This is a genomic window from Streptomyces sp. IBSNAI002, assembly GCF_052244475.1.
Lineage (GTDB): Bacteria > Actinomycetota > Actinomycetes > Streptomycetales > Streptomycetaceae > Streptomyces.
The window spans coordinates 681,412-706,037 of record NZ_JBQPXG010000002.1 but is presented as its reverse complement, the minus strand read 5'-3'; the positions used below and the strand labels follow the sequence as shown (position 1 = coordinate 706,037).

The following is a 24,626-nucleotide window of genomic DNA, read 5'->3' as shown; positions in this document are numbered from 1 at the left end:
GGTAACCCGTACCGCCGGTAGGCCTGCGGCCCGCCCGGCGGTACGGATCATTACCAGCCGATGCCGAGCGTCAGCCCGGTCGGCGGGCCGGAGTTCCCGAGGATCTGTACGGAGGACTGGTCGTTGACGTCGTCGTAGGGGAATCCGTAGGCCCGCCGTTCCAGGCCGACGGTGTGGAAGAAGCCGGCGTAGTCGTTCCCCGCCGCCCCGGAGTAGTACGCCTCCGGGCGGTACCAGGCGGTGGTGTCGAGGGCGACGCCCCGGTTGAACGCGGCGCAGAACTCCGCGCCGAGCTGCCTCTCGGTGTCGTTGCCCGAGGCCATCGCACCGGAGCAGGCCATGACTTCGGGCGAGGTCGGCTTGCGCAGGGTGAAGCCGCCCGCGCCGTTCTTGCCGAAGGTGAGGGTGGAGCCGGTGACCCGCCCGGAGAACGTCTCGCCGAGTCGGCTGAGGGTGAACGGGTGGGCGGTGTAGTGGGCCCAGGCCCGGTCGATGGCGGCGGTCAGGTGGTCCTGGCCGGCTCCGCCGGGCTGGAAGAGGCCGGAGGAACGGGGGGCGACGATGCGGTGGTCGCTCTGCAGCGGCCTGAACGCGGGGCCGACGGCGGCCGCGTACCGCCGCATCACCTCGGCGCGCCCGGTGGTGATGCCCTGCGTGGTGTCGTAGCCGCTGGCGGTCTGCCGCAGCCGCGAGGTGATCGGGAAGCCGAACTGGTCGACCTGGGTGGTGTTCCCGCCGAAGGGGACCTCTCCGTGGACGTAGGTGTACTCGTACCAGTCGTAGTACACGTCGTTGTTGGGGTCGTCGGGGTTGCGCGGATCGGGACCGCCCCAGCCCTGGTCGTCGGGGGAGACCGGGATGTACACCGGGGAGCCCAGTGAGAGGTAGATCCGGCCGCCGCGGATCGCGGGCGGGGAGGGGACGGTGCCGCCCACCTCGGCCAGGGTGAAGGACATGTCGGGGTAGTTCACCCCGCGTTTGACCAGGTGGCCGGGTGCGTCGGCGTCCAGGTGGCTGATCCGGGCCATCGTGCCGTCGGGCTTCATGTACGACCACTGGCCCGGGGTCACCTGGCCCAGGACGGTGACGTGGATCTGTGAATCGGCGTACGCGCCGCGGGTGTTGTTCAGGAAGGTGATGGGGAAGCCGCCGGTTTCGCCGCCGCCCCCGCCGCCTCCCGTCCCGCCGACGGTGTGGGTGAAGCGGGGGGTGTCGTGGAGCGGGCCGCCCTTCTCGTACGTGAACCAGTACGGGAGGGCCGAGCCGGGGGTGAGGCCGGTGACGGTCCGCTCCCAGGTTCCGGCGTCGTCCGTCATCCGGAGGTTCTGCTGGCCGAGGCCTCCGCCCGGCAGGTAGTGGACGTCGACCAGGGCGGCGGGGGCGGCGGGCCTGAACCGGATCCGGACCGCGCCCGGGCCCAGGGGTGTGACGCCCTGCGTGTAGTCGGCAGCGGCGGCGGTGGTGGCGGTGGCCGGGACCGGCCCGGCCGCCGGGGCCAGGGCCGGGGATCCCGCCAGGGCCAGCAGGACGGCGAGCAGGAGCAGCGGGATCCGCCGCGGAAGGGGGAAGTTCACGGGAGCTCTCCTCGGTCCGGGCCGGTCAGTGGCCGAAATCGAACCAGTTGAGGTTCACGAAGTCGGCTCCCTGGCCGCTGGTGAAGGTCAGGTACACGTCGTGGGTGCCCGTGACCGCGCCGATGTTCGCCGGTACCGTCCGCCAGCTCTGCCAGCCGCCGGTGTTCGCCACGGAGAAGCTGCCGACCGGGGCCGCGGTGCGGCTGCCGAGCCGTACCTCGACCAGGCCGCTGACCCCGCCCGCCGCGCCGGACGCGACGCGTCCGCGGAACTGCCGTGCGGCGGCCGGGCCGAAGTTGACCCCCTTGAAGAGGACCCAGTCGCCGTTGCCGAGGGTGGTGAGGTCCTGGCCGCCGCCGGTGTCCGTGGTGGTCTCCCTCGCCACGCCCGCCTGGGAGTCGTACGACTCGGCCTGGATCGGGGCGTAGGCGTCGCGGTTGCCGGCCGGCGGGGTGGTGGGGGGCGTGGTAGGGGGTGTGGTGGGCGGTGTCGTACCGCCGGTCGAGCGGAGGACGGACACGTAGTCGACGACCATGGGGTGGCCGGGCTCGGTCGCCGCGTCGGGTCCGCCGCCGAAGGCCGCCGGGAACTCGCCGCCCATCGCGACGTTCAGGATGATGAAGTAGCCGTGGTTCGTGGCGTTGGCCCAGGTGGCGGCGTCCACCTGATCGGCCCGCACGGTGTGGAAGCTGATGCCGTCGACGTAGAAGCGCACCTGCTCGACCGCGGTCGAGCGGTCCCATTCCGCGGCGTACGTGTGGAAGCCGGCCTGGCAGCTGGTGCCGGGGCAGACGCGCTGCCCGCCGATGCCGGACTTCTCGTTGCAGGGGCCGCCCGGGCTGGTGCCGCAGTGCATGGTCGCCCAGACCTGGTTGATGCCCTGCACGTTCTCCAGGATGTCGATCTCGCCGACGCCGGGCCAGTTCCACCAGTTGCCCCGGTAGGGGGCCCCGAGCATCCAGAACGCCGGCCAGTAGCCCTTGGCCGCGGGGCCCGTGACGTTCGGCATCTGGATGCGGGCCTCGGCCCGCAGGGTGCCGCCCGCCGGGGGCTGGAAGTCCGACCGCCGGGTCTCCACCCGCCCCGAGGTCCAGTTGCCGGCGGCGTCCCGCCGCGGGGTGATGCGCAGATTGCCCGCCCCGTCGAGGGATACGTTGGCGGGGTCGGAGGTCATCGTCTCTATCTCGCCGGTGCCGAACTGCGCCGGCCCGCCGGGGTAGCCCGTACCGGTGGTGTACTGCCAGTCGGCGGTGTCCAGGCCAGAGCCGGCAGGACCGTCGAAGTCGTCCAGGAACACCTGGGACCAGCCGGCCGGGGTGGGCGGCGCGGTGGCGCCGGCGGGCAGTACGGCCGCCACCGAGGCGGCCGCGACCACCGCGACGGTACTGAGCGCGGCTAAGACGGCCCGCCGGACGACCGGCCGTTTCCTGTCGGATGTCTGACGCATGGGTGCCCTCTCTGGAACGCCGTGAGGCGCGTTGCGGGAGAACCGGAAGAAGTGCCGGGGAAGTGCCGGGGAAGTGCCGGGGAAGTGCCGGGGAAGTGCCGGGGAGGCGCGCCGTCGGGGGAGCTCGCTTTGAGAGCGCTCTCAAGACCCCGCCGATCGACACTGTGCTCCCCGCCCCTTCGGGCGTCAAGACATCGAACCGGGAAAGGACTTGCGGGCCGGCGGAGTTCATCCCTTGAACGCGGCCGGCGGGCCGCGCCGACGGGAACGTCCCCCGTTCGGCCCAACCCGCCGCGCCCCGCCGCGCCTCGGCGCCGGGCCTCAGCCCGGCGGGCCGAGGACCTCGCGCGCACCGGGCAGGTCGTGGACCGCCGCGGCCGTCCCGGTCAGCGGCAACAGCCCGGACAGCGGGCACAGCACCGGCATCTCGTGGTCGACCTCCCACTCGCCGACCGCTGTGCCGCGGCTCTTGCGGCCACCGCCGGCGTCGGTGGTGCAGACGGCGTACAGCCGTCCGGCGCAGCCCCGGCAGAGCAGGGCGTCGTGGCCGGTCACGGCCGGCCCGCCGGCCGAGATGCGGCCGCGGACGCGTCCGGGCGGCCCCGGCCGCCCAACGTGCCGGGTCCGCCGCGCGCTTGTAGCGTCGGTCGCGTCAGGAGTCCTGGTGACCCGACAGGACTCCGCCGGCCGGTGCGCAACCGCGCGACACGCAGAGTGCGCGGAGTACGCAGACCATACGGATCACGCCCGCGAGGCGCGCCGAGCCGCCCGAGCGCAGCCCGCGCCGGTGCCGGGACGGTCCGTACGACAGGCCGTCGCGGGGCGTGCGCACAGCACCCGTACGAGAGGCCGTGCCGATGCCGAACGACGTTCCGATATCGAGCCTGCTGCGTGTCGAGCGGGGCCACGCGGACCCCGAGGAACTGGCGGCGATCGCCGTCGTGGTCGCCTGCTACGCGGGCCGCACCAGCCTGGCCCGCGCCGCGGAGAAGTGCGCCGGACCGGAACCCGGCCGGAGCGCCGGCCACGGAACCGGCCGGCGCCGTGCCGCCCGTTCGGACGCCGGCTGCTGGGCAGGCTGCTGGGCCTGCCGCTGAACCCCGTCCGCCGGCCGGGCGCGCGGCCGGCGGACAGGGAAGCGAAAGGGTCACCTCCGCCGCAGCACCGTCGTGAGGACCTCGCGCAGCGCCGCGGCGGGATCCGCGACGGCGCCCTCCGAGCGCCATGCCACGAACCCGTCCGGGCGTACGAGCACCACGCCGTCGGGGCTCATCCCGTGCACCTCGGCCCAGTCGGCACCGGTCTCCTGGAGCAGGTCGGCGTCCGGCCCCGAGCCGATGGTGTAGGCGTCGAGCCGGACGGCCGGGAGCTGCTCCGCCACCCGTTCGGCCGCCTTCCGCCATGGCGTCCCCGCGCCGCTGAGCAGCACGAAGGAGCGCTCGTACAGGTCCAGCGAGGAGATCCGCTCGCCGGCCCTGAGCAGCCACATGTGCGGGGCCCGGGTGCCGGTGTCACCCATCAGGCGCAAGGCCTCGGGGATGACCGGCCGGCCCGGGTCGCCGCCGACGACCGCGCCCTGCGGGTAGCAGTAGCCCATCGCCGTGGGCAGGATCCCGCTGCCGGGCCCGCCGCCCATCGTGGGCGGGGGCGCGTAGCCCGGGTGGCTGTGCTCCGCCGAACGGGCCGAGGCCCGCTCGCTGGTGGCCCTGGCCACCGGCAGCCGCTCCGCCTCGTAGCTCTCCAGCAGGCCGATGCCCGCCGAGCCGTCCAGCACCGCGGCGATCTTCCAGGCCAGGTTGTGCGCGTCCTGGATGCCGGTGTTGGAGCCGAAGGCCCCGGTCGGTGACATTTCGTGGGCGGCGTCCCCGGCCAGGAACACCCGGCCGACCGAGTACCGCGTCGCCACCCGTTCGGCCGCGTGCCAGGGAGCCTTGCCGCCGATCTCCACGTCCAGGTCGGGCACGCCGATGGCGTTGCGGATCTGCTCCACGCACCGCTGGTCGGTGAAGTCCTCGAGGGTCTCGCCCCGGTCCGGGTGCCAGGGCGCGTGGAAGACCCACTGCGTCTCGTTGTCCACCGGCAGCAGCGCCCCGTCCGCCCCCGGCCGCATCAGGTAGCAGACGATGAAGCGCAGGTCGCCCAGCACCTCGATGAGCCTCTCCGAGCGGAAGGTCACGCTGACGTTGTGGAACAGCTCGCCGTTGCCCGTCTGGGGGATGGCCAGCTGCTCACGTACGGGGCTGCGCGGGCCGTCGGCCGCGATCACGAAATCGGCCCGCACGGTGGTGTGCTCACCCGTCTCGCGGTTCTTCACCAGGGCGGTCACCCCCGTCTCGTCCTGGTCGAAGTTCATCAGCTCGGTCGAGAACCGGATGTCGGCGCCCTGCGCGCGGCTCTGCGCGGCCAGCACCGGCTCGATGTTGTTCTGGCTGCACAGGCACCAGCCGGTGGGGCTGAACTTGCGCAGCGCCCCCGACGGGTCGACCGACTTGATCAGCCAGTTGTGGTCGCCTCCGGTCAGTGACCGGGCTTGCAGAATGCCCTGAATCCCCTCCAGCGCGGACGCCGCCCGGCGGATCGCGCGCTCCGCCCCTGCGGTGCGGAAGAGCTCCATCGTCCGGGCGTTGATGCCACGGCCGCGCGGGTGCGGGGAGGTGCCGGAGTGCTTCTCGACCAGAAGGTGCCTCACTCCGTGGCGGCTCAGGAAAAGCGAGGTGGACAGGCCCACGAGGGAGCCGCCCACGACGAGAACCGGTACGCGAACATCGGCGTTGTCTTCCATCAGCTGCGGGCTCCTGTTTTCTGTGTGGGGGAGTGGACTCTTTATGCCCCCGATCGTCGATTAGGCCCGGTTGATTCGCCGGTTGTCACCCGCTTGATCCGGACATGTAGCGGTACGTCCCAACCGGGATGACGATGAGCGACAGCGGCTCCCCCTGAGATGCGCCGGCCCGCCGTTCCCGAGCGAGGCGGCCGCCGGCCCGGGCGGACGCCACCGGTGACGGACGAGGGGTCCGTACGCGATGGATCTCCACCCCCTCATGAAGGAGTGAGTAGATGACAACCACCCTGTCCGAACGGGTGTCGCAGTCAGCCTTCGACGGCTCCATGCTCCGGGTCGTCCTGCTGATGGACCTCCACGAGGGGGCCCAACAGCGGTTCTTCGAGGCGTACGAACAGCTCCGCCACGACATCGCGTCGGTCCCGGGCCACATCAGTGACCAGCTGTGCCAGTCCTTCGAGAACCCCTCCCAGTGGCTCATCACCAGCGAGTGGGAGAGCGCACCGCAGTACCTCGCATGGGTCAACAGCGAGCACCACGCCGAACAGGTCAAGCCGCTCGGCGCCTGCGCCCGGGTCATGCGCCCGCTCAAGTTCACCGTCCTGCGCGAGACCGGCCGGAGCTACGACCAGGCCGCCCGGCCCGCCCGCGTCCGGCTGCAGCCCGTGCCCCGGCTCGGCGCCGGCATCGTCCGCCACGCCCTGACCTTCACCGTCAAACCGGGCAGCGAGAAGGAGGTCGCGTCCATCCTCTCCAGCTACGCCTCCCCGGCCGCCCGGGTGGACGACCACACCCGGCTCTGCCGGACCTCCCTGTTCATGCACGGCAACCGGGTGGTGCGGACCGTCGAGGTCCAGGGCGACCTGATGGCAGCCCTGCGGCACGTCTCCGAGCAGCCCGAGGTGCGGGCCGTCGAAGAGGCCATCAACCCGTACCTGGAGCAGGACCGGAACCTGAACGACCCCGAGTCCGCGCGCATGTTCTTCATGCGGGCCGCGCTCCCCGCCGTGCACCACGTCGCCGCCGGGGAACCGGCCGCCGAGGAGGTCACGCGCCACGCGCTCTTCTACCCGGCCAAGCCCGGCTGCGGCGAGGCCCTGGCCCGCTTCCTCTCCCGCCAGGACGAGGCGGCCGCGCACCGCCCGGAGAGCCCCGTTCGGAGCAGCAGCATCTTCCAGCGCGACGACATCGTGGTCCGCCTCGTCGACGTGCGCGGCCCGCTCGACGCCGAGCCCGACACCATCCGGGGCGTGCACGGCCCGCGCAAGGCGGCCGTACTGGACCGGCTGACGGCCGCGCCCGCCGAGCGCACCCGCGCCGCCCGCCACACGATGAACCTGATCACCGACCGCTCGGCGCCCGCGCAGTCCTGACCCCCCGCCTCCCTACCCCAGCCCGTCCAGGCTCCCCATACGCCAGGAGGAACCCGCCATGACCAGACAGCGTCCACGCATCGTCGACCTCAGCGAGACGCCGCCCAACCGCCGGCGCGGTGGCGACCTGAGGGCCGTGCTCACCCCGACCTCGGTGGGTTCCACCAGCGGCTTCATGGGCCTGGCTGTCATGGCCCCCGGGGAGTCCATCGCCGAGCACTACCACCCGTACTCCGAGGAGTTCGTGTACGTGGTCGCCGGCCGGCTGGAGGTCGACCTCGACGGCGAGGCCCACCCGCTGCGCACCGACCAGGGCCTGCTCGTACCGCTCAACGTGCGCCACCGGTTCCGCAACGTCGGGGACACCGAGGCCCGCATGGTCTTCCACCTGGGACCGCTCGCCCCGCGCCCCGAACTGGGCCACGTGGACACCGAGGCGGCCCCGAACCCGGAGGGCACCGCCTGGGAGCAGCCCCCGGACCGCACGGGAGCCGTCTCGTGACCGGCCGCCGGGTGGCGGTCACCGGGGTCGGCGTCGTCGCGCCCGGCGGGATCGGTGTCTCGGCCTTCTGGGACCTGCTCGCCAACGGCCGTACGGCGACCCGCGGCATCACCCTGTTCGACCCGGCCGGCTTCCGCTCCCGGATAGCCGCCGAGGTCGACTTCGACCCCGCCGCGCACGGCCTCTCCGAAGGGGAGGCGGCCCGGGCGGACCGGTACATCCAGTTCGCCCTCGTCGCCGCCCGCGAGGCCCTGCTCGACGCGGGCCTCGACCTCACCACGGACGAGGCGTGGCGCACCGGCGTCTCCCTGGGCACCGCCGTCGGCGGGACCACCCGTCTGGAGCACGACTACGTCGCCGTCAGCCAGTCGGGCGCCTGGTGGGACGTGGACCACAAGTTCGCCGGGCCCCATCTGCACCGGGCCTTCACCCCCGCCACCCTCGCCTCCGCCGTCGCGGAACAGACGGGTGCGCGCGGGCCGGTGCAGACGGTGTCCACCGGCTGCACCTCCGGACTCGACGCCATCGGGTACGCCGTCCACTCCATCGCCGAGGGCCGGATGGACGTGTGCATCGCCGGGGCCTCGGACTCGCCCATATCGCCGATCACGGTGGCCTGCTTCGACGCCATCAAGGCGACCTCGCCGAACAACGACGACCCGGCCCACGCCTCGCGGCCGTTCGACGCCGACCGGGACGGGTTCGTCCTCGGCGAGGGCGGCGCCGTCCTCGTACTGGAAGAGCTGGAACACGCCCGCGCCCGCGGTGCGCACGTCTACTGCGAGATCGGCGGCTACGCCACCTTCGGCAACGCCCACCACATGACGGGACTGACCGCGGAGGGCCTGGAGATGGCGCGCGCCATCCGGACCGCCCTGGACCAGGCCGGGATCGACGCCCGGGACATCGACTACGTCAACGCGCACGGATCCGGCACCAAGCAGAACGACCGCCACGAGACGGCGGCCGTCAAGCGGGTCCTGGGCGACCACGCCTACAAGACGCCGATGACCTCCATCAAGTCCATGGTCGGTCACTCGCTCGGCGCCATCGGGGCGATCGAACTGGCGGCCTGCGTGCTCGCCATGACCCACCAGGTGGTACCGCCCACGGCGAACTACGAGACGCCTGACCCCGAGTGCGACCTGGACTACGTACCCCGCACCGCCCGCGGCCGCACGCTGCGCAGCGTGCTCTCGGTCGGCAGCGGTTTCGGCGGATTCCAGTCCGCCGTGGTCATGACCCGGCCCAAGGAGGAGGTCTCGTGACCCGCCGTACGGTCATCACGGGCATCGGGGTCGTCGCGCCGAACGGCATCGGCGCCGACGACTTCTGGAAGGCCACCCAGTCCGGCGCGTGCGTGCTGGACCGCGTCACCCGGGCGGGCTGCGAGCACCTCCCGCTGCGCGTCGCCGGCGAGGTACGGGGCTTCGACCCGGGCGCGATGGTCGAGGAGCGCTTCCTCGTCCAGACCGACCGGTTCACCCACCACGCCCTCGCCGCGGCCGACCTGGCCCTGGCGGACGCCCGGCTCGGCCGGGCCGACTACGAGGCCGACCCCTTCTCGGTCGGGGTGGTCACGGCCGCCGGATCCGGCGGCGGCGAGTTCGGCCAGCGCGAACTGCAGCGGCTCTGGGACCAGGGCCCCCGCTACGTCGGCCCGTACCAGTCGATCGCCTGGTTCTACGCCGCGAGCACCGGCCAGATCTCCATCCGGCGCGGCCTCAAGGGGCCGTGCGGGGTCGTCGCCAGCGACGAGGCGGGCGGGCTCGACGCCTTCGCACACGCCGTCCGGGCCATCCGCCAGGGCAGCCGGGCGATGCTCGTCGGGGCGACGGAGGCGCCGCTCGCGCCGTACTCCATCGTCTGCCAGCTGGAGTACGAGGGACTGAGCACCGGCGACGACCCCGAGCGCGCCTACCGGCCCTTCACCACCAAGGCCTGCGGGTACGTCCCCGCGGAGGGCGGCGCGATGTTCCTCGTCGAGGACGAGGCCGCGGCCCTCGACCGGGGCGCCACGGTACGCGCCGTCCTGGCCGGCCACGCCGCCACCTTCAGCGGTACCCGGCGGCCGGACGAGGCCGGTGAAGGCCTCACCCACGCGATCCGGGGCGCGCTCCGGGAAGCGGGATGCGCCCCGGAGGAGATCGACGTGGTCTTCGCCGACGCCCTCGGGACGCCGCAGGCCGACGCGGCCGAGGCGGCGGCGATCGCGGCCGCCCTCGGAGCCCGCGGGCACCAGGTGCCGGTCACGGCGCCGAAGACCGGTACGGGCCGGGCGTACTGCGCGGCGCCCGCCCTCGACACGGCCGCCGCGGTCCTGGCCCTGGAGCACGGGGTCGTCCCGCCGACCCCGAACGTCTTCGACGTGTGCCACGACCTCGACGTCGTGACGGGCAGCGCCCGCTCCGCGGACCTGCGCACCGCGCTCGTGCTGAGCCGCGGCCGGATGGGCTCGAACTCCGCGCTCGTCCTGCGCAAGGGCGCGAAGGCACCGTAACGGCCGTGCAGTCCACCCAGGGCCCGCGCCCGGCACGAGCCGCGCGCGGCCCCCCGTAGGAAGAGAGAAGCCACCCATGTCCGACCGACTGACCCTGCAGGAGCTGGCGGCCCTGATGAAGACCGCCGGCATCACCGTCGACCCCACCGAGCTGGCGAGCCGTCCGGACTCGGCCTTCGACGAGTACGGCCTGGACTCGCTGGGCCTGCTCGGCATCGTCGGCGAGCTGGAGAACCGGCGCGGGCGGGCCCTGCCCACCGACGCCGACCGCTGCAAGACCCCCGGCGAGTTCCTCGACCTCGTCAACAACAGCCTGATGACAGGAGCCTGACATGCCAGGACACACCGAGAACGAGATCACCGTCAACGCGCCCGTGGAGGTCGTCTGGGAGATGACCAACGACCTCCCCAGCTGGCCGCACCTCTTCAGCGAGTACGCCTCGCTGGAGATCCTGGAGCAGAAGGGGGCCACCACCCGCTTCCGCCTGACCATGCACCCCGACGAGAACGGCAAGGTGTGGAGCTGGGTGTCGGAGCGGACCGTGGACCGCGAGGGCCTCACGGTCCGGGCCCGGCGCGTCGAGACCGGACCGTTCGCGCACATGGACATCCACTGGCAGTACTTCGTGGTGCCCGGCGGCACGCGGATGAAGTGGACCCAGGACTTCGCGATGAAGCCGGACGCACCGGTCGACGACGCGTGGATGACCGACAACATCAACCGCAACTCCCCGATCCAGATGGCGCTCATCCGGGAGAAGATCGAGCAGCGCGAACGTGAGAACCGCGCTCCCGCCGCCAGCCGCTTCTGAAACGAAGGGTGGGTACCCCCGATGAACCAGTCGCACCGCGCACTCATCGTCGCCCGCATGGCGCCCGGATCGGCCCCCGACATCGCCGAGTTGTTCGCCGGTTCGGACGCGGGTGAACTGCCGCAGCTGGTCGGAGTCACGCGCCGCAGCCTGTTCCAGTTCGGCGATGTGTACATGCACCTGATCGAGGCGGACCGGCCACCGGGCCCCGCCATCGCCCAGGTCACCGAGCACCCGGAGTTCCGGCAGCTCAGCGAGAGCCTCACCGCCTACATCAGCCCGCACAACCCCGCCACGTGGCGCAGTCCGAAGGACGCGATGGCCCACGAGTTCTACCGCTGGGAGAAGGCCGCCGCGCAGTGACCCGAGCGGCCCGGACGGGACCCGCACACCGGCGTGTGCGGGTCCCGCCGCGTGCGGTGCCCGCGCCTTGGACCGATCTTCGTCGGCCACGGGGCGTGAGCTATGTTTGAGCGTGAGTGACATAGTCAAGGAGGCCCTTCCGGTGTCATCGGGGCAGCAGGCACGCGCTCAGGCGGCGGCGATCAAGCCGAGCGGGCAGTCGTCGGAGGAATTCCGCGCCCCGGCCGACCGGCTCCTCGCGCTCTTCGACGGCCGGCGCCTCTCCCCGGGCCAGCGCCGGATCGCCCAGTACCTGATCGACCACCTCACCGAGGCCGCCTTCCTGTCGATCACCGAGCTCGCGGAGCGGGTCGGTGTCAGCCAGCCCTCCGTGACCCGCTTCGCCTCCTCCCTCGGGTTCAGCGGCTACCCCGCCCTGCGCGACGTGCTCCAGCCCATCGCGCTCAGCGCCGTCGCCGGCTCCCCGGACACCCGCGAGGAGATCCGCCGCAACGAGCTTCAGGCCGCCGTGGACGCCGAGATCGAGAACCTCGAGAACGTGCGCCGGCTGCTCGCGGACACCAACCAGGTGCTGGACATCGGCCGCGAACTGGCCGCCTCGGTACCGCTGACCGTGCTCGGACTGCGGATCTCGGTGTCCCTGGCCGAGTACTTCGCGTACGCGGCCCGGCGCATCCACCCCGACGTCCGGCTGGTGACCCGCGGCGGCAGCGTGGCCTACGACGCGCTGCTGCAGTCCAAGGCGGCCGGCGGGACCTGGGTGCTGGCCTTCGCCATGCCGCGGCACGCCAGGGAGACCCTGGCCGCCGTCCGGGCCGCCCGCAGCACGGGGCTGCGCGTCGTCCTGATCACCGATCCGACCCTCGGACCGCTGGTGGACGAGGCGGACGTGACGCTGAAGGCCGGAACCGGCTCGCGGCTGGTGTTCGACTCGTACGCGGCCCCCGGGATGCTCTCCGCGGCCCTGCTCCAGGCGATGGCGGACGCCGATCCCGAGCGAACCCAGGCACGCCTGGAGGACTACGAGCACGTTGCCGACCAGCATGGATTCTTCCTGTAAGAGCTGGTCAGGTCGGATTTGACCCGGATTCTGACCAGGGGATATTCAGTCCGCGGGATGCATGAAATTTTTCATACCCTTGCCTACTCGACGGTATATATGTTTACTGACGGCGGCGCTCCGGATCCACCAGATGCCAAGGAGGAGGACCCCCTCCTGAACGCACGCGCGGCACGACGACCTCCTCACGTCGTGGCACGCGTCGAGTCCAGGCCTTCGGATCCCGCAGAGCGCCCATGGCGGCCCCGGCCAACCCCTGGGCCGGGGCCGCCCCTCAGCAACGTCTCGATCAGAGTTCGACACCCCTCGGAAGTGACGAGAATGCCCCTGACGGCCACCATCACGCGCAGCCCGGACTGGCCCCTGCAGGTCAAGGCGCCCGGTACCCACGACTGGGAACGCTCGGCCACGCGCTGGCTGCGGGACCTGCTCCCCGCCCGCTACGGCAGCTACCTGACCCTGACCCGCCACCACGCCCTGCTGGCCCGGCACGTCCAGCTCCAGCTCCAGCACGAGATGCGCGCGGTCCGGGTGGCCCTCCAGACCAGCCGGGCCGAGCTGCCCGTGCTGGGCGTCGGCGAGGCGGTCATCGAGAACACGATCCGGATGTACGCCGTCGAGCTCGAACAGCTGGGCCGTCTGTCCCGCGGCGCGCGCCTGGTCTCCGACGCCCTGCTGGTGGGCACCCCCGCACAGCGCAGGCGCTGACCGCGGTCCCGGCACGGACCGGGCGGTCTAGGCCGGCCGCCAGGAACGGAGCCGCGCGGCCACGTCGAAGACGGTGACGCGGAGCAGCCGGATGTCGGTGATGAGCTCGCGCCACCGCTCGTACGGGGCGTCCACCGTTTTGCCGGACGCCTCGATGTAGGCGACGGCCACCCCGTAGCCGAAGAACTCGTTGGAGTCGGGGAGCGGGCGCAGCAGGACGATCGCCTCGAGCAGGGCGGCCGCGCGCCAGTACGCGTCGGGGTCGTCCACGTCCAGGCTGGGAGTGTTCACCCGGTGCCGGGCGACGGCGGCGACCAGCGCGGAGTGGTCGGCCACCGCCACGTCCTTGAACAGCGACTCCTGCCGCTCCAGCAGCCAGCGGTGATCGATGTGCAGTTCCACGCGTCCGAGTATCCCCGTCCCGGGGCCGGGCGGGGGGCTGTTCGCGGAGCACGCCGTCCGCGGCCCGGCCCCGGGGAACCGGCGCGGGGTGGTGACGGTCCGGTGACTTCCCCGTTTCTCTCCGGCACAGGTGTTCCGCAGCGAGGGCTTCGGCTCCTACGGTCTGTGCAGCACAGTTCCGGACCAGGAGGCAGCGTGGAGCGCGAGATCGGCATCGACCAGCTGGTGGCGGCGATGAAGGCGGTCGACGAGGCGGGCCGGCTCTTCGAGGAGTCGCTCGCCGTGTACGAGGCGCGGGGCCCCAAGCGGACCGGTGACGACTTCACGGTGGCGGGCGGCTCCGTCCAGACGCTCCAGGGGGCCGAGGAGATGGCCCTAGGGGCCCGCAGGTTCCTCACCGAACTCGCCGTGCTCGCCGGTTTCGCGACGGCGGGCCTCGACGAGCGGGCGGCCGGGCGGGAGCAGGCGGCCCGGGCGGGCTTCGCGGCCGTCGCCGGAGGCGGCTCCCGGATGGCCCGGCCGCTGCTCGAACCGACCCTGAAGGGGCTGCGGCTGCTGCTGGACGTCGGCCTCTTCGCGCCCGCCTTCAAGGCGGAGGTGGAGGACGTGCTGCGGGCGGAGGAGGCGACCTACCCCGCGCCCTCGGCCCGCCGCGTCCCGCGCGCCGTCGCGGCCCGCACCCCCTGAGCGGATCCCCTCGGGGTGCCGTGCCCGGCCGGGCGGGAGAGGCTGGAGACATGCACCGCGCACCGGTCGTCGTCCACCGGATCTTCCCGTCGGGAGGCCGGCAGGTCACGCTGCGGACTGCGGGCGCCGAGGAGTCCCTCGGTGTGGCCCGCTCGGACGAGGACGTCATCGAGTTCCTCCGGCGGGCCGGGATGCCCGACCCCGACGACGTGGTCCTCGGCGGCTCCGAGCTCCTGGAGTGGGACTCCGACGATCCCCACGTGTACGCCGCCGATCCGCCGACCGGCGACCTGCCGTGACCCGGTACGGTGCCGCGCCGCCGAAACCCCCTTCCTGACCGCCGGGTACGGATGCGCGCGGGTGTGCCTACACTCCCGTGCATGCCGTCCCTCCCGACGATGCGGGCGGCCCGGAGCGGAAGGGAGCCCTTCGTGGGGGAGCGCCAACGGCGCCTGGAGGAGCACGTCGTGGTGGACGCCGCCCCGGCGGACGTCCACCGGCTGGTGTCCGACCTGCGGAACATGGGCCGTTGGAGCCCGGAGTGCCGGCGGGTCTGGGTGCCGCGGCCGCCGGCCCGGCACGGCAGCCGGTTCGTCGGATTCAACCGGCGGGGGCCGTTCGTCTGGTTCACGACCGGGCGCGTCACCACCCTGCGGGCACCGCAAGCGCCGCAGGGGGAGGGAGAGTTCGCCTTCGACGTCGGCGTCTTCGGCCTGCCGCTGGCCCGCTGGGGCTACCGGTTCGAACCGGAGGGCGCAGGCACCCGGGTCACCGAGAGCTGGCAGGACCTGCGCGGCGGCCGCGGCGGCCGGCTGGCCGAAGCCCTCGGCGCGGTCTTCGCGGGAACCGGCCCGGAGCGCCGCGTCGCGGTCAACCGGGCCGGGATGCGCACCACGCTCGCCCGCCTGGCCGACGCCTGCGGCCGCGGGGCGGGCGAGCCCGGGCGGGGGTGACGGCCGCCGGCGGAGGGCTGACGGCCGCCGGCGGAGGGCTGACGGCTGACGGTGCTCAGCTCGCCCGGCCCTTGGCGGCGGGGCCGAACTGCTCGTCCAGTACGGACAGCCGGCGCCAGTACTCGTCCTCGTCGATCTCGCCGGACGCGAAGCGCCGTCCCAGGATCCCGATCGGCGACTGCTCGCCGTAGGCCGCCCCGCGGGCCTGCCACGGCCCGCGGCGCCCGCGCCACACGGTGCGGCGCAGCAGGGTGACGGCGGCGACCGCGACCGCCGCCCAGATCAGCGGGAAGAGCAGGATCCACGGGGCGGGGCCGTCGTACGCGAGGGTGGTCAGGGTGTTCATCTCGGTTCGTCTCCTCGGAGGTTCGGGTGTCTCGTCTCACTCCGAGACTGGCTCCGGGAGGGGCCCCGTGGCGTCGTACGGCCGGCGGCACCCCGCCTACGACCGGGGGAGTAGGGGCCGCGGGCCGGGGCCCGGTGTCAGCCGAGCCAGCCCGGCCGTACCAGCCCCGACTCGTAGGCCAGGACCACCAGCTGGGCCCGGTCGCGGGCGCCGAGCTTCACCATGGTCCGGCTGACGTGGGTCTTCGCGGTGAGCGGGCTGACGACCAGCCGGCGGGCGATCTCCTCGTTGGACAGGCCCATGCCCACCAGCGCCATCACCTCCCGCTCCCGGTCCGTGAGCCGGTCCAGGTCCGCGGCGGCCGCGGGCCGCTTCGAGCGGGCCGCGAACTCCGCGATCAGACGACGGGTCACACCCGGGGACAGCAGCGCGTCGCCGTTCACCACCGCCCGGACCGCGCGCAGCAGTTCCGCGGGCTCGGTGTCCTTGACGAGGAAGCCCGAGGCACCCGAGCGGATGGCCTCGAAGACGTACTCGTCGAGCTCGAAGGTGGTGAGCATGACCACCCTGACGGCGGCCAGCTCCGGGTCTCCGGTGATCAGCCGGGTGGCGGCGAGCCCGTCCAGCACCGGCATCCGGATGTCCATGAGCACGACGTCGGGGCGCAGCTCCCGCACCCGGCGCACGGCCTCGTCCCCGTCGGCCGCCTCACCGGCCACCTCGATGTCCGGCTGAGCGGAGAGCAGCGCCCGGAACCCTGCCCGGACGAGGAGCTGGTCGTCGGCGAGCAGTACACGGATCACGGGTCCTCCTGGGACGTGGCGGCCTTCAGCGGCAGTGTCGCGACCACCCGGAATCCCCCCTCGGGCCGCGGGCCGGCCTCGATGGTGCCCCCCAGGGCGGCGGCCCGCTCCCGCATGCCCACGAGGCCGTTCCCACTGCCGCCCGCGCCGTCCCCGGTGGCCGGACCGTCGTCGTCCACGCGCAGTTCCAGGGCGCGCGGCCGCCATATGAGGCGGACGCGCGCGGTGCGCGCGCCCGAGTGCCGCACGACGTTGGTCAGTGCCTCCTGGAGGATCCGGAAGGCGGCCAGGTCCACGCCGGGCGGCAGCGCCCGCGCCGTCCCCTCCGCCGCCACGTCCGCCACGAGCCCGGCCGCCGCGGCCTGCTCGACGAGCTCGGACGTGCGGTCGAGGCCGGGTGCGGGTGCGCGGGGCGCGTCACCGGGGGTGCGCAGGGTGTCCAGAACCTGCCGGACCTCGCCCAGGGCCTCCTTGCTGGCGGCCTTGATGGTGGTCAGGGCCGTACGGGCCTGCTCGGGGTCGGTGTCGAGCAGGGCCAGCCCGACGCCCGCCTGCACGTTGATCACCGAGATGCTGTGGGCCAGTACGTCGTGCAGCTCGCGGGCGATGCGCAGCCGCTCCTCGTTCACCCGGCGCCGCTCGGCCACGGCCCGCTCGGCCCGCTCGCGGGCCCACTGCTCCCGCCGCAGGCGGGTCAGCTCGGCGAGGGCCAGCATCGCGAGCACCCATGCGGTGATCACCAGCTCCTGCCCCCAGGGCGCCGGACCGTCCCCGGGCGGCGGGAGCCACCGGTACAGCCAGTGGGCGATGAGCAGGTGCCCGGCCCACAGCAGCCCCACGGCCCCCCAGGCGGCTCTGCGGTGCCCGGCGACGACGGCGGCGAAACAGGCCAGGGCCATGCTGAGGAACACCGGGCCGTAGGGGTATCCGGCGCCCACGTACACCAGGGTGACGGCGCTGACCCCGTACGCCACGGCCACCGGGTGTCGGTGCCGGGCCAGCAGCAGCGCCGGCCCGAGCAGCAGCAGGAGCCGCGCGAAGGCGTCCAGCCCCACCCGCCCGGTCTGCTCCCTCGCGGCCCAGCCCGAGGCGACCTGCGCGAAGACCGCGACGAGCAGCACCGAGCGCCAGGCCGGGCCCCGCCCGGTCCGCTCCATCCATCGCCGCCACGGAGGACCCGGGCGCTCACGCTGCTCGTCCATACGACCACGCTAGTGCGCACCCGGCGTCACCCGCGTCACCCCGGCGTAGCGTTCGCGGCGTACTCCCGGGGTAGTACGCGGGGTACGGCGGAGCGGGTCGCACGGTGCGCCGATACCCGGCCGGAGCAGGTCCATTCCTGACCATCGGGGCTATCCGGACTATCTGCCTCCGCCCCTCCGGAGCACGCCCGGGGTCCGGTGGTGGAGGGGCTCCGATCAGGCTAGGTTGCACGGATGCCGGAGCCGTCGGGAGGACCCGACCCCGGCATCGACAGGTTGCCGCGCTGCCGTAAATTGTCCCACGGCCCGCCGGACCAGGCCGGACATACGGGACGATATCGGTCAGGAGTGGGCAGCACATGGCGCGACGCGGACGTGCGGAAACCGACCTGGGAGCCGCCTCCGGGGAGCCCGTGGTCCCGGGCTCCGAGATCGCCGCGGCGGCCGACGCCGGACACGGCGCCCCGGGCTGGCTGCGCCTGGGCCGCGACGGCCGGCTGACCGCCTACGCGAGCTGCGCCGAGGGCCTGGTGCGCTGGACCGAGTCGGCCCCCGGCTCGGACGTCTGGCAGGGGCCCGACCTGTTCCCCGTGGCGGGCTGGACCGGACGGTTCACCCTCACCCAGGACTCCAGTGGATTCGTCTGGTTCGCCGCCACCCGCCACCGCGACGGGGCGCCGGAAGGCCGCGAATTCGTCATGGCCGCCCAATATCAGACAAGTCGTCCGCTGAGCGACTGGCGCGTCATGGGCAACCCCTTCCCTCCGGGCGACGCCTCGGCGCCCGCCCCGGGCGCCCCCGTCGTCCTCGCCGACGGAGCCGGCACCCTCCACTACTTCGTCACCCGTTTCGGAGTGGGGGTCCGCGCCCGGACCCAGCAGACCGACGGATCGTGGGCGGCGTGGGCCGACCACGAGCTCCAGTGGGTGCGCGGGGCCGTCGTGCCCACCGTCCGGACCGGGGGCCGCGTCGGCTTCCTCGCCCCCTTCCGCGGCGGCGCCGTGCAACTGGGCCAGGAGAAGCCGGGAAACGGGGCCTTCGCCTGGCTGGGCCGGATGGAGGCCGAAGCCGTCGAGGGCACGTACAGCTCGGTCGAGACGAGCCCCGGTGTCGCCACCCACTTCTGGCGCGCCCCGGCGGACGGAACCGTCGTCGCGTGCCGGCCGCCGGAGACCGGCGCGGTGACGACGGGCGGGTTCATGTCCCTGGGCGGCGCGGGCGGGGTCGGCCCGGTCGGCGCCGTCCGTACGCCCGTCAACGGCTACGACTGCACAATCCTGCTCCAGCGCGGCGCCGGGGGACACCCGGAGATCGCCGCCTATCCCACGCAGGGTGAGCAGTACGGCGCCTGGTGGGCCCCGGTGGGGGACCGGTGTGCGGGGCTCCCGGCCATGGCCCTCGATGCCCGCGGCTCGGTCACGATCGCGATGATCGACACGGATGGCGGGCTGAGGATCGCCCGGCAGGATCTCATGGCGGAGGGGCTCGCGTTCGGCGCCTGGCGCCGCGTCGGGTGACCTTCATCACCGAGTCATCCTGCCCCGTGGGGTGAATTGGTCATTCCGGTATTTCTCCCGCCCAACTGCGCAGTTGGCGAGCCCGCTGGAGCCGGGATGTAGTTGCTCATTAACACATGCGAAACCTTGTGTGGCCGGGGAGTTTCCGAATACTTGCTCGGCGTCAAACGATTGGCCTAGGCTGCACACGCCCTGTGAGGGTCGCATAAGTGTGCGGCCAGGAACCGGGCCGGACGGGCGAGGCGAGGGGCGGGGCGGCGGTGGTCGGAGTCGGGGGCGGATCCGGCCCTACGTCACGGCGAAGAGCCCAGCGCCCCGAGAAGAGTGGCAATCGAGGAGTTTTCTGAGTGGCCGGTACGCCCCGCCTGAGTGTTGTCGTTCCCTTCCAGGACGTCGAGATCTACCTCGAGGAGTGCCTGGAGTCGATAGCCCGGCAGACGTTCCCCGACCTCGAGGTCGTCATGGTCGACGACGGCTCGACCGACTCCTCGACCGCGATCGCCGCCGATTTCGCCCGCCGGGACTCCCGGTTCAGGCTGCTGCGCCAGGAGCCGATGGGGCCGGGACACGCCCGCAATGTCGGCATTCGTGCCGCTCATCCCGAGGCGGAGTTCCTGGCGTTCGTCGACGGGGACGACGTCATACCCGAGTACGCCTACGAGCTGCTCGTCCGCACCCTCGACGCATCGGGTTCCGACTTCGTGTCGGGCAACGTGCAGATGATGAACTCCACCAAGAAGTGGCAGTCCCCGCTGCACAAGGCGCCCATGCAGCGCAGCAAGCGCGGCACCCACATCACCAAGGTGCCGGAGCTCATCTACGACCGGACCGTCTGGAACAAGCTGTTCCGGCGCTCCTTCTGGGACTACCACTACATAGCCTTCCCCGAGGGGGTCATGTACGAGGACTCCTGGGTCAACATGTTCGCGCATTTCCGCGCGACCAAAGTGGACATCCTCACGGATATCGTCTATTTCTGGCGCCGGCGTGAGGGAGGCGCCGCACCCTCCATCACCCAGCGGCACACCGAATTCAGCAATCTGCAGGACCGCGTCGCCGCCGTGCAGTCGGTCAGCCGGTTCCTCGCCGGACACCGCGCCCGGTCGTACAGCGAGCACAAGCGCAAGTACGACCTCGCCTGCCTGAAGTCGGACCTGATGCTGCATCTGAAGGTGCTTCCGGACGCCGACGCGCAATACCGGGACGCCTTCATGCACTGGGCGAACGAGTTCCTCGACGAGGCCGACGAGGACATCATCGGCGAACTCCCCGCCGACGCCCGCGTGAAATGGCTGCTGGTGCGCGAAGGCCGTCTGAAGGAACTGCTCGACGTCGTCGAGTTCGAGCGCAAGGGCGGCCCGCTGCCCGTCCAGCGACGCCTGCACCGGTACCTCAACTACCCCTATCTCGGGGACCGGTCGATAGGCCTCGACAAGAGCGCCTACCGGCTCGACAAGGAACTGTCGCTGCACGGCTCGCTGACCAGCGCGCGCTGGGACGACTCCGGACAGCTGTCCCTCGAAGGATCCGCCTACGTCCGCTTCATCAACGTCCACAAGCGGCACATGTCGATGAAGGCCATCGCGCTGCGCAACAAGAAGCAGGGCCGGGTCGTCGTCGCGAAGGCGAAGACCACGTACTACCCGACGGCCACCGAGCACTCCAACCAGAACCGCTACTGCTACGACTGGTCCGGGTTCCAGGTCGGCTTCGACGCCTCCCGACTCAAGCGCAAGGGCAAGTGGGTCGAGGGGACTTGGGACGTGGCCGCCGGCGTGCTGAGCCGGGGTCTGTTCCGCTACAAGGGGATCGCGCGCGGCGGCGCGGGCACCGCAGCCAACCCGCCCTACCGGTACGTCGAGAAGAACACCCGCGTCGTACCGCTGTTCCTCCAGGGCAAGCTCAAGCTCCGCGTGGAGATCGTCCGTTGCCGCATCACCCGGCACCGGATCGTCGGCGACGCCATCGAACTCGGCGGCGTCTACCTCGGACCCAAGCTGCCCGACTGGGGCAAGTTCCGGGTGACCAGCATGGGCGGCGCGGGCCGTCACGACTCCTGGGTGCACTTCAAGCCGGGCGGCGAGGGCTGGTACACCTTCGTGACCCGCATCCCCGTCAAGGCGCTCGTACCCGGCCACCGCACGAACTCCGGCGACGGGGTCCCGCAGACCTGGAACACCGGCGCCAACGGCTGGAAGACCACCCTCCACGTGGAGGGCCGCAAGGCGGCCATCTACCCGGTGATGGCGGAGGAGGCCGCCGACGGCCACTACCGCCTTCCGGCCGGGCTCCAGACGCCGAACGCGGACCGCGAGGTCGTCGTGCACCGCAACGGCTCCGGCTACGTGGTGCTGTTCGAGCGGGACACCCTGCCGCTCGCCCGCTCCGTCACCTGGCGCGAGGACGGCTCGGCGGAGATCGTCGTCGGCTACGCGGCCGAGGACATGCTCGGCGCGTCCGAGTACGCCGCGGCCCACATCGTCGTCCGCTCCCGCGCCCACGGCGCCGAGCGCGTCGTCCCCATCACCTGGCAGGGGCAGGAGTTCCGCTTCGTCCTGACGCCCGCCGCCATGCGCACCCTGGCCGGCGACGTCCCGCTGGCCTCCGGCCGCTGGGACTTCTTCCTGCGCCGCCAGGACCCCTCCGCGGTCACCCCGGAGAACCGGTCCGGCGACCTCATGGTCAAGATGGCCCAGGAACTCATCCCCACGTTCCCCAGCGAGCTGACCGCCGACGAGCGCCGCTACGAGATGCAGGCGGAGGCGTACGACCGGCTCTCCCTCCTGGTCCACTCGGCGATGCCCGACGAGGCCCGCGGCCCCTACCGCCAGAAGCTGCTGCGCACCAAGGCCTATCCCGACGCCCGGCGCAAGCCGCTCAGGCAGGCGGTGCTGTTCGACGCCTTCAAGGGCACCCAGTACTCCGACAGCCCGCGCGCCCTGCACGAGGAGCTGGTCCGCCGGGGCGTCGACCTCGAGCACCTGTGGGTCGTGCGCGACGACCAGGTCGCCGTTCCCCCGACCGCCCGCGCGGTCCGCATGTGGTCCCCCGACTGGTACGCGGCCATGGCCCGGTCCCGGTACGTCGTCGCCAACAACCATCTGCCCGACTGGTTCCAGAAGCGCGACGGGCAGGTCGTCGTGCAGACCTGGCACGGCACGCCGCTCAAGAAGATCGGGCACGACATCGAAGCCGTGCACTTCGCGGACAAGCGGTACCTGGAGCGCGTCGAGAAGGAGGTGCGGAACTGGGACATGCTGGCGTCCCCGAACAGCTTCAGCACCCCCATCCTCCAGCGCGCCTTCCAGTTCCCCGGCGAGATGGTCGAGAGCGGCTACCCGCGCAACGACGTCCTGCGCCGCGCGGACTCGGGGCACCGGGCGGCGGAGGTGCGCCGCCGCATCGGCCTCCCGCCCGGCAAGCGCGTCGTCATGTACGCACCGACCTGGCGCGACGACCAGTTCTACGCCCCGGGCAAGTACAAGCTCGACTTCCGCATCGACCTGGAGGACGCCCGGGCGCAGCTGGGCCACGACCACGTCCTGCTGGTGCGCCGCCACCCCAACGTGGTGGACCCGGTGCCCGGCGCCGGTGACGGGTTCGTCTTCGACGTGTCCGACTACCCGGACATGGCGGACCTCTCCCTGATCACCGACGTGATGATCACGGACTACTCCTCCCTGATGTTCGACTTCGTCAACACCGGGCGGCCGATCCTCTTCTTCACGTACGACCTCGATCACTACCGGGACACGCTGCGCGGGTTCTACTTCGACTTCGAGCAGTCCGCGCCCGGTCCCCTGCTGTACAACTCCCCGGAACTGGTCGGTGCCATCCGCAACATCGACCGCATCCAGCAGGGCTACGCGGCCCGCTACCGCTGGTTCCAGCAGGAGTTCTGCGACCTCGACGACGGCTACGCCTCGGCCAGGCTGGCCGACCGCATCCTGATCGCCGGCGGAGACCTCGACCCCGCCCGGGCGCAGGCGCCGGCCGTCGGCGCGGCCCCCGCCGGCGTCCCGGTCCAGCCGGGCCCCTGGAACGCGGGCACCCTGGGCCAGATGCCGCGGCAGACGGTGAGAAGGATGGATTCCGAGCATGTCTAACGCAGCCCAGAACGCGCGTCGCACCGTCACGGGCGTGGACGCTTCCGGGCCGGTCCCCGTCGAGTACCGGTTCTCCCACGCCAGGAACGGGAACCGGCACCTGGTCGTCGTCTTCGCGAACGCGGGCGCGCCCGAGGACTACGGGATGTCGGGCGGGGTCCTCGACAAGGTGCGGGCGAACGTCCTGTGGATCCGCGACCTCTTCGACGGTGCGAACGGCTTCTACCTGTGCAAGGGGATGGACTTCGGCATCGAGCAGTCGGTCGCCGGGCTGATCGCGCGCGTCATGAACGCCCTGTCGCTGACACCGGACCGGTGCACGGTGATCGGCGGCTCCAAGGGCGGCAGCGCGGCCCTCTACTTCGGCCTGAAGTACGGCTACCGCAACATCGTGACCAGCGTGCCCCGGTTCCTGATCGGGACGTACGTCAGGGAGAGCCTCCCGGGCGCGGCGCAGCCGATGATGGGGGAGGTCACGGAGGACAAGGTGCGCTTCCTCGACTCGCTCCTCCCCGACCTGGTGCGCGGCCGGGCGAACCCCGGTGCCCACATCTACCTGGTCTCCTCGCCCCAGGACGAGGAGCACGCGCGCCAGGTGGAGCCGTTCCTCGGACTGTTCCGGGGCTACGAGCGCTTCAACCTCGTCTTCAACGACTCCACCCTGGTCACCGGCTCCGCGCAGGTGGTGCCGCACAACGTCCCCGTCATCATGGGGCTGTTGAACCTCCTCGTCGACGGAATCAGCCCCGTGATCGGCGGTGTCCGCTACGGCTACGAGGAGCCCGGGCGCGACGCCTCCGGAATCGAGGCGTACCTGTCGGCGACCTCCCAGGTGCGGGGGGACGACTTCCCGGCGCCCGTGGTGCTGATGCCCGCGGCCGAGCAGCGGCTGCCCGCGCACGCCGTCCGGTTCGTGGGCTCCGCCCCGCGTGCGGTGCGGGTCAGCATCTGGGAGGACGGGAAGTTCCAGGGCTCCCCGGCCGTCGCCCCCGACGGCAGCTGGAGCTGGCTGCGGGACAAGCCGTGGGGCAAGGGGCGGCACGTGGTGCGGCTCTTCGGGGTGGACGCGAACAACTTCCACTCCGGGCGCAGCGAGGTGGTCTTCACGGTCGTGGACCCGGTGGACGCCCCCGATCCGGGTGCCGCGCCCGCCCGGCCCCTGGCGCTGACGGTGACCTCGCCGGGCGCCCACCAGCAGGTGCCGGGCCCGGTACCGCGGTTCGCGGGCTTCGCCCCCGGCGCGGTGCGGGTGGAGTTCCAGGAGGCCGGGATGAGCCTGGGCGCCTGCCCCGTCGCGGCGGACGGCACCTGGAGCTGGGAGTCGAACTGGGCCTGGAACGAGGGGCCGCACTTCGTGGAGGCCGTCGCGGTGGGCGCCGGGGGCAACGCCTCCGCCTGGATCTCCGTCCCGTTCGCGGTGGGCGGCTCGCACCCGGTGCAAGGGCCCGGCGGCTACTCCGGCGCGAGGCACTGATCCGCGGGGCGGGTT

General features: G+C 72.4%; 24 protein-coding genes. 16 read left to right on the top strand and 8 right to left on the bottom strand.

Features of this window, described 5'->3' with window-relative positions:
- Nucleotides 1-50: 50 nt before the first annotated feature.
- The 3 genes from ACTVZO_RS03560 to ACTVZO_RS03550 all read right to left on the bottom strand — a co-directional run bounded on the left by ACTVZO_RS03560 (nucleotide 51) and on the right by ACTVZO_RS03550 (nucleotide 3,576).
- Nucleotides 51-1,574 (bottom strand): glycoside hydrolase family 64 protein, encoded by a 1,524-nt coding sequence (locus ACTVZO_RS03560; RefSeq protein WP_443296933.1) that lies wholly within the window; start codon nucleotides 1,572-1,574, stop codon nucleotides 51-53.
- 25 nt (nucleotides 1,575-1,599) lie between these two features.
- Complete coding sequence (locus ACTVZO_RS03555; protein ID WP_443296932.1) at nucleotides 1,600-3,021, bottom strand: glycoside hydrolase family 16 protein; 1,422 nt, start codon at nucleotides 3,019-3,021, stop codon at nucleotides 1,600-1,602.
- A gap of 321 nt (nucleotides 3,022-3,342) precedes the next feature.
- Nucleotides 3,343-3,576, bottom strand: coding sequence for a hypothetical protein (locus ACTVZO_RS03550; protein WP_384225253.1), 234 nt, complete (start codon nucleotides 3,574-3,576; stop codon nucleotides 3,343-3,345).
- Nucleotides 3,577-3,878: 302 nt separating this feature from the next.
- On the opposite strand from ACTVZO_RS03550, the gene ACTVZO_RS03545 reads away from it, so the two are divergent.
- Complete coding sequence (locus ACTVZO_RS03545; protein ID WP_443296931.1) at nucleotides 3,879-4,118, top strand: acyl-CoA carboxylase subunit epsilon; 240 nt, start codon at nucleotides 3,879-3,881, stop codon at nucleotides 4,116-4,118.
- A gap of 50 nt (nucleotides 4,119-4,168) precedes the next feature.
- Here the strand turns inward: ACTVZO_RS03545 and ACTVZO_RS03540 are convergent, their stop codons facing one another.
- Entirely contained in the window at nucleotides 4,169-5,803 is a 1,635-nt protein-coding gene (locus tag ACTVZO_RS03540) for an FAD-dependent oxidoreductase (RefSeq protein WP_443296930.1), read from the bottom strand.
- 275 nt (nucleotides 5,804-6,078) lie between these two features.
- Between ACTVZO_RS03540 and ACTVZO_RS03535 the strand changes: the two genes are divergently transcribed.
- The 9 genes from ACTVZO_RS03535 (at nucleotide 6,079) to ACTVZO_RS03495 (ending at nucleotide 13,121) form a co-directional block, all read left to right on the top strand.
- Nucleotides 6,079-7,176 (top strand): SchA/CurD-like domain-containing protein, encoded by a 1,098-nt coding sequence (locus tag ACTVZO_RS03535; protein WP_443296929.1) that lies wholly within the window; start codon nucleotides 6,079-6,081, stop codon nucleotides 7,174-7,176.
- 58 nt (nucleotides 7,177-7,234) lie between these two features.
- The gene (locus ACTVZO_RS03530; RefSeq protein WP_069918768.1) at nucleotides 7,235-7,678 is read left to right on the top strand and encodes a cupin domain-containing protein; all 444 of its coding nucleotides are present in this window, start codon (nucleotides 7,235-7,237) and stop codon (nucleotides 7,676-7,678) included.
- On the top strand, nucleotides 7,675-8,946 hold the full coding sequence (locus ACTVZO_RS03525) for a beta-ketoacyl-[acyl-carrier-protein] synthase family protein (RefSeq protein WP_443296928.1): 1,272 nt from the start codon (nucleotides 7,675-7,677) through the stop codon (nucleotides 8,944-8,946). The genes ACTVZO_RS03530 and ACTVZO_RS03525 overlap by 4 nt, the downstream gene beginning before the upstream one ends.
- Nucleotides 8,943-10,178 (top strand): beta-ketoacyl synthase N-terminal-like domain-containing protein, encoded by a 1,236-nt coding sequence (locus ACTVZO_RS03520; protein WP_443296927.1) that lies wholly within the window; start codon nucleotides 8,943-8,945, stop codon nucleotides 10,176-10,178. The genes ACTVZO_RS03525 and ACTVZO_RS03520 overlap by 4 nt, the downstream gene beginning before the upstream one ends.
- 76 nt (nucleotides 10,179-10,254) lie before the next feature.
- Nucleotides 10,255-10,509, top strand: coding sequence for an acyl carrier protein (locus ACTVZO_RS03515; protein WP_443296926.1), 255 nt, complete (start codon nucleotides 10,255-10,257; stop codon nucleotides 10,507-10,509).
- A 1-nt stretch (nucleotide 10,510) separates the two neighbouring features.
- A complete protein-coding gene (locus ACTVZO_RS03510) occupies nucleotides 10,511-10,990 on the top strand; it encodes an SRPBCC family protein (protein WP_443296925.1) in 480 nt (159 codons plus the stop codon).
- Nucleotides 10,991-11,011: 21 nt separating this feature from the next.
- A complete protein-coding gene (locus ACTVZO_RS03505) occupies nucleotides 11,012-11,353 on the top strand; it encodes a TcmI family type II polyketide cyclase (RefSeq protein WP_443296924.1) in 342 nt (113 codons plus the stop codon).
- Nucleotides 11,354-11,495: 142 nt separating this feature from the next.
- Nucleotides 11,496-12,413, top strand: a complete 918-nt coding sequence (locus tag ACTVZO_RS03500) for a MurR/RpiR family transcriptional regulator (protein WP_443303033.1) — start codon at nucleotides 11,496-11,498, stop codon at nucleotides 12,411-12,413.
- A gap of 321 nt (nucleotides 12,414-12,734) precedes the next feature.
- Entirely contained in the window at nucleotides 12,735-13,121 is a 387-nt protein-coding gene (locus tag ACTVZO_RS03495; RefSeq protein ID WP_384225342.1) for a hypothetical protein, read from the top strand.
- A gap of 27 nt (nucleotides 13,122-13,148) precedes the next feature.
- Here ACTVZO_RS03495 and ACTVZO_RS03490 read toward each other — a convergent pair whose 3' ends face one another.
- Nucleotides 13,149-13,523 carry a toxin Doc gene (locus ACTVZO_RS03490; RefSeq protein WP_443296923.1) on the bottom strand — a complete coding sequence of 125 codons (375 nt, stop codon included), beginning with the start codon at nucleotides 13,521-13,523 and terminating at the stop codon, nucleotides 13,149-13,151.
- A 195-nt stretch (nucleotides 13,524-13,718) separates the two neighbouring features.
- Here ACTVZO_RS03490 and ACTVZO_RS03485 point away from each other — a divergent pair, with 195 nt between their 5' ends.
- From ACTVZO_RS03485 to ACTVZO_RS03475, 3 genes are all read left to right on the top strand, one after another.
- The gene (locus ACTVZO_RS03485) at nucleotides 13,719-14,210 is read left to right on the top strand and encodes a hypothetical protein (RefSeq protein WP_443296922.1); all 492 of its coding nucleotides are present in this window, start codon (nucleotides 13,719-13,721) and stop codon (nucleotides 14,208-14,210) included.
- Nucleotides 14,211-14,260: 50 nt separating this feature from the next.
- Nucleotides 14,261-14,509, top strand: coding sequence for a hypothetical protein (locus ACTVZO_RS03480; protein ID WP_443296921.1), 249 nt, complete (start codon nucleotides 14,261-14,263; stop codon nucleotides 14,507-14,509).
- 81 nt (nucleotides 14,510-14,590) lie between these two features.
- Nucleotides 14,591-15,163, top strand: a complete 573-nt coding sequence (locus tag ACTVZO_RS03475; protein WP_443296920.1) for an SRPBCC family protein — start codon at nucleotides 14,591-14,593, stop codon at nucleotides 15,161-15,163.
- Between the two features lie 55 nt (nucleotides 15,164-15,218).
- Here the strand turns inward: ACTVZO_RS03475 and ACTVZO_RS03470 are convergent, their stop codons facing one another.
- From ACTVZO_RS03470 to ACTVZO_RS03460, 3 genes are all read right to left on the bottom strand, one after another.
- Nucleotides 15,219-15,509, bottom strand: coding sequence for an SHOCT domain-containing protein (locus ACTVZO_RS03470; RefSeq protein WP_443296919.1), 291 nt, complete (start codon nucleotides 15,507-15,509; stop codon nucleotides 15,219-15,221).
- 137 nt (nucleotides 15,510-15,646) lie between these two features.
- A complete protein-coding gene (locus tag ACTVZO_RS03465; protein WP_443296918.1) occupies nucleotides 15,647-16,312 on the bottom strand; it encodes a response regulator in 666 nt (221 codons plus the stop codon).
- Nucleotides 16,309-17,514, bottom strand: a complete 1,206-nt coding sequence (locus ACTVZO_RS03460; RefSeq protein ID WP_443296917.1) for a sensor histidine kinase — start codon at nucleotides 17,512-17,514, stop codon at nucleotides 16,309-16,311. The genes ACTVZO_RS03465 and ACTVZO_RS03460 overlap by 4 nt, the downstream gene beginning before the upstream one ends.
- 359 nt (nucleotides 17,515-17,873) lie before the next feature.
- On the opposite strand from ACTVZO_RS03460, the gene ACTVZO_RS03455 reads away from it, so the two are divergent.
- The 3 genes from ACTVZO_RS03455 (at nucleotide 17,874) to ACTVZO_RS03445 (ending at nucleotide 24,611) form a co-directional block, all read left to right on the top strand.
- Complete coding sequence (locus tag ACTVZO_RS03455; RefSeq protein WP_443296916.1) at nucleotides 17,874-19,031, top strand: hypothetical protein; 1,158 nt, start codon at nucleotides 17,874-17,876, stop codon at nucleotides 19,029-19,031.
- Nucleotides 19,032-19,378: 347 nt separating this feature from the next.
- Nucleotides 19,379-23,137 carry a bifunctional glycosyltransferase/CDP-glycerol:glycerophosphate glycerophosphotransferase gene (locus tag ACTVZO_RS03450; RefSeq protein WP_443296915.1) on the top strand — a complete coding sequence of 1,253 codons (3,759 nt, stop codon included), beginning with the start codon at nucleotides 19,379-19,381 and terminating at the stop codon, nucleotides 23,135-23,137.
- Nucleotides 23,130-24,611: a hypothetical protein gene (locus ACTVZO_RS03445; protein WP_443296914.1), complete on the top strand. Its 1,482-nt coding sequence runs from the start codon at nucleotides 23,130-23,132 to the stop codon at nucleotides 24,609-24,611. The genes ACTVZO_RS03450 and ACTVZO_RS03445 overlap by 8 nt, the downstream gene beginning before the upstream one ends.
- Nucleotides 24,612-24,626 lie beyond the last annotated feature (15 nt).

Coding starts and splice junctions, on each gene's coding strand:
- ACTVZO_RS03510 (WP_443296925.1), top strand. CDS start 10,511: ATGCCAGGACACACCGAGAACGAGATCACCGTCAACGCGCCCGTGGAG.
- ACTVZO_RS03475 (WP_443296920.1), top strand. CDS start 14,591: ATGCCGTCCCTCCCGACGATGCGGGCGGCCCGGAGCGGAAGGGAGCCC.
- ACTVZO_RS03480 (WP_443296921.1), top strand. CDS start 14,261: ATGCACCGCGCACCGGTCGTCGTCCACCGGATCTTCCCGTCGGGAGGC.
- ACTVZO_RS03495 (WP_384225342.1), top strand. CDS start 12,735: ATGCCCCTGACGGCCACCATCACGCGCAGCCCGGACTGGCCCCTGCAG.
- ACTVZO_RS03445 (WP_443296914.1), top strand. CDS start 23,130: ATGTCTAACGCAGCCCAGAACGCGCGTCGCACCGTCACGGGCGTGGAC.
- ACTVZO_RS03530 (WP_069918768.1), top strand. CDS start 7,235: ATGACCAGACAGCGTCCACGCATCGTCGACCTCAGCGAGACGCCGCCC.
- ACTVZO_RS03540 (WP_443296930.1), bottom strand. CDS start 5,803: ATGGAAGACAACGCCGATGTTCGCGTACCGGTTCTCGTCGTGGGCGGC.
- ACTVZO_RS03515 (WP_443296926.1), top strand. CDS start 10,255: ATGTCCGACCGACTGACCCTGCAGGAGCTGGCGGCCCTGATGAAGACC.
- ACTVZO_RS03505 (WP_443296924.1), top strand. CDS start 11,012: ATGAACCAGTCGCACCGCGCACTCATCGTCGCCCGCATGGCGCCCGGA.
- ACTVZO_RS03455 (WP_443296916.1), top strand. CDS start 17,874: ATGGCGCGACGCGGACGTGCGGAAACCGACCTGGGAGCCGCCTCCGGG.
- ACTVZO_RS03555 (WP_443296932.1), bottom strand. CDS start 3,021: ATGCGTCAGACATCCGACAGGAAACGGCCGGTCGTCCGGCGGGCCGTC.
- ACTVZO_RS03535 (WP_443296929.1), top strand. CDS start 6,079: ATGACAACCACCCTGTCCGAACGGGTGTCGCAGTCAGCCTTCGACGGC.
- ACTVZO_RS03470 (WP_443296919.1), bottom strand. CDS start 15,509: ATGAACACCCTGACCACCCTCGCGTACGACGGCCCCGCCCCGTGGATC.
- ACTVZO_RS03545 (WP_443296931.1), top strand. CDS start 3,879: ATGCCGAACGACGTTCCGATATCGAGCCTGCTGCGTGTCGAGCGGGGC.
- ACTVZO_RS03460 (WP_443296917.1), bottom strand. CDS start 17,514: ATGGACGAGCAGCGTGAGCGCCCGGGTCCTCCGTGGCGGCGATGGATG.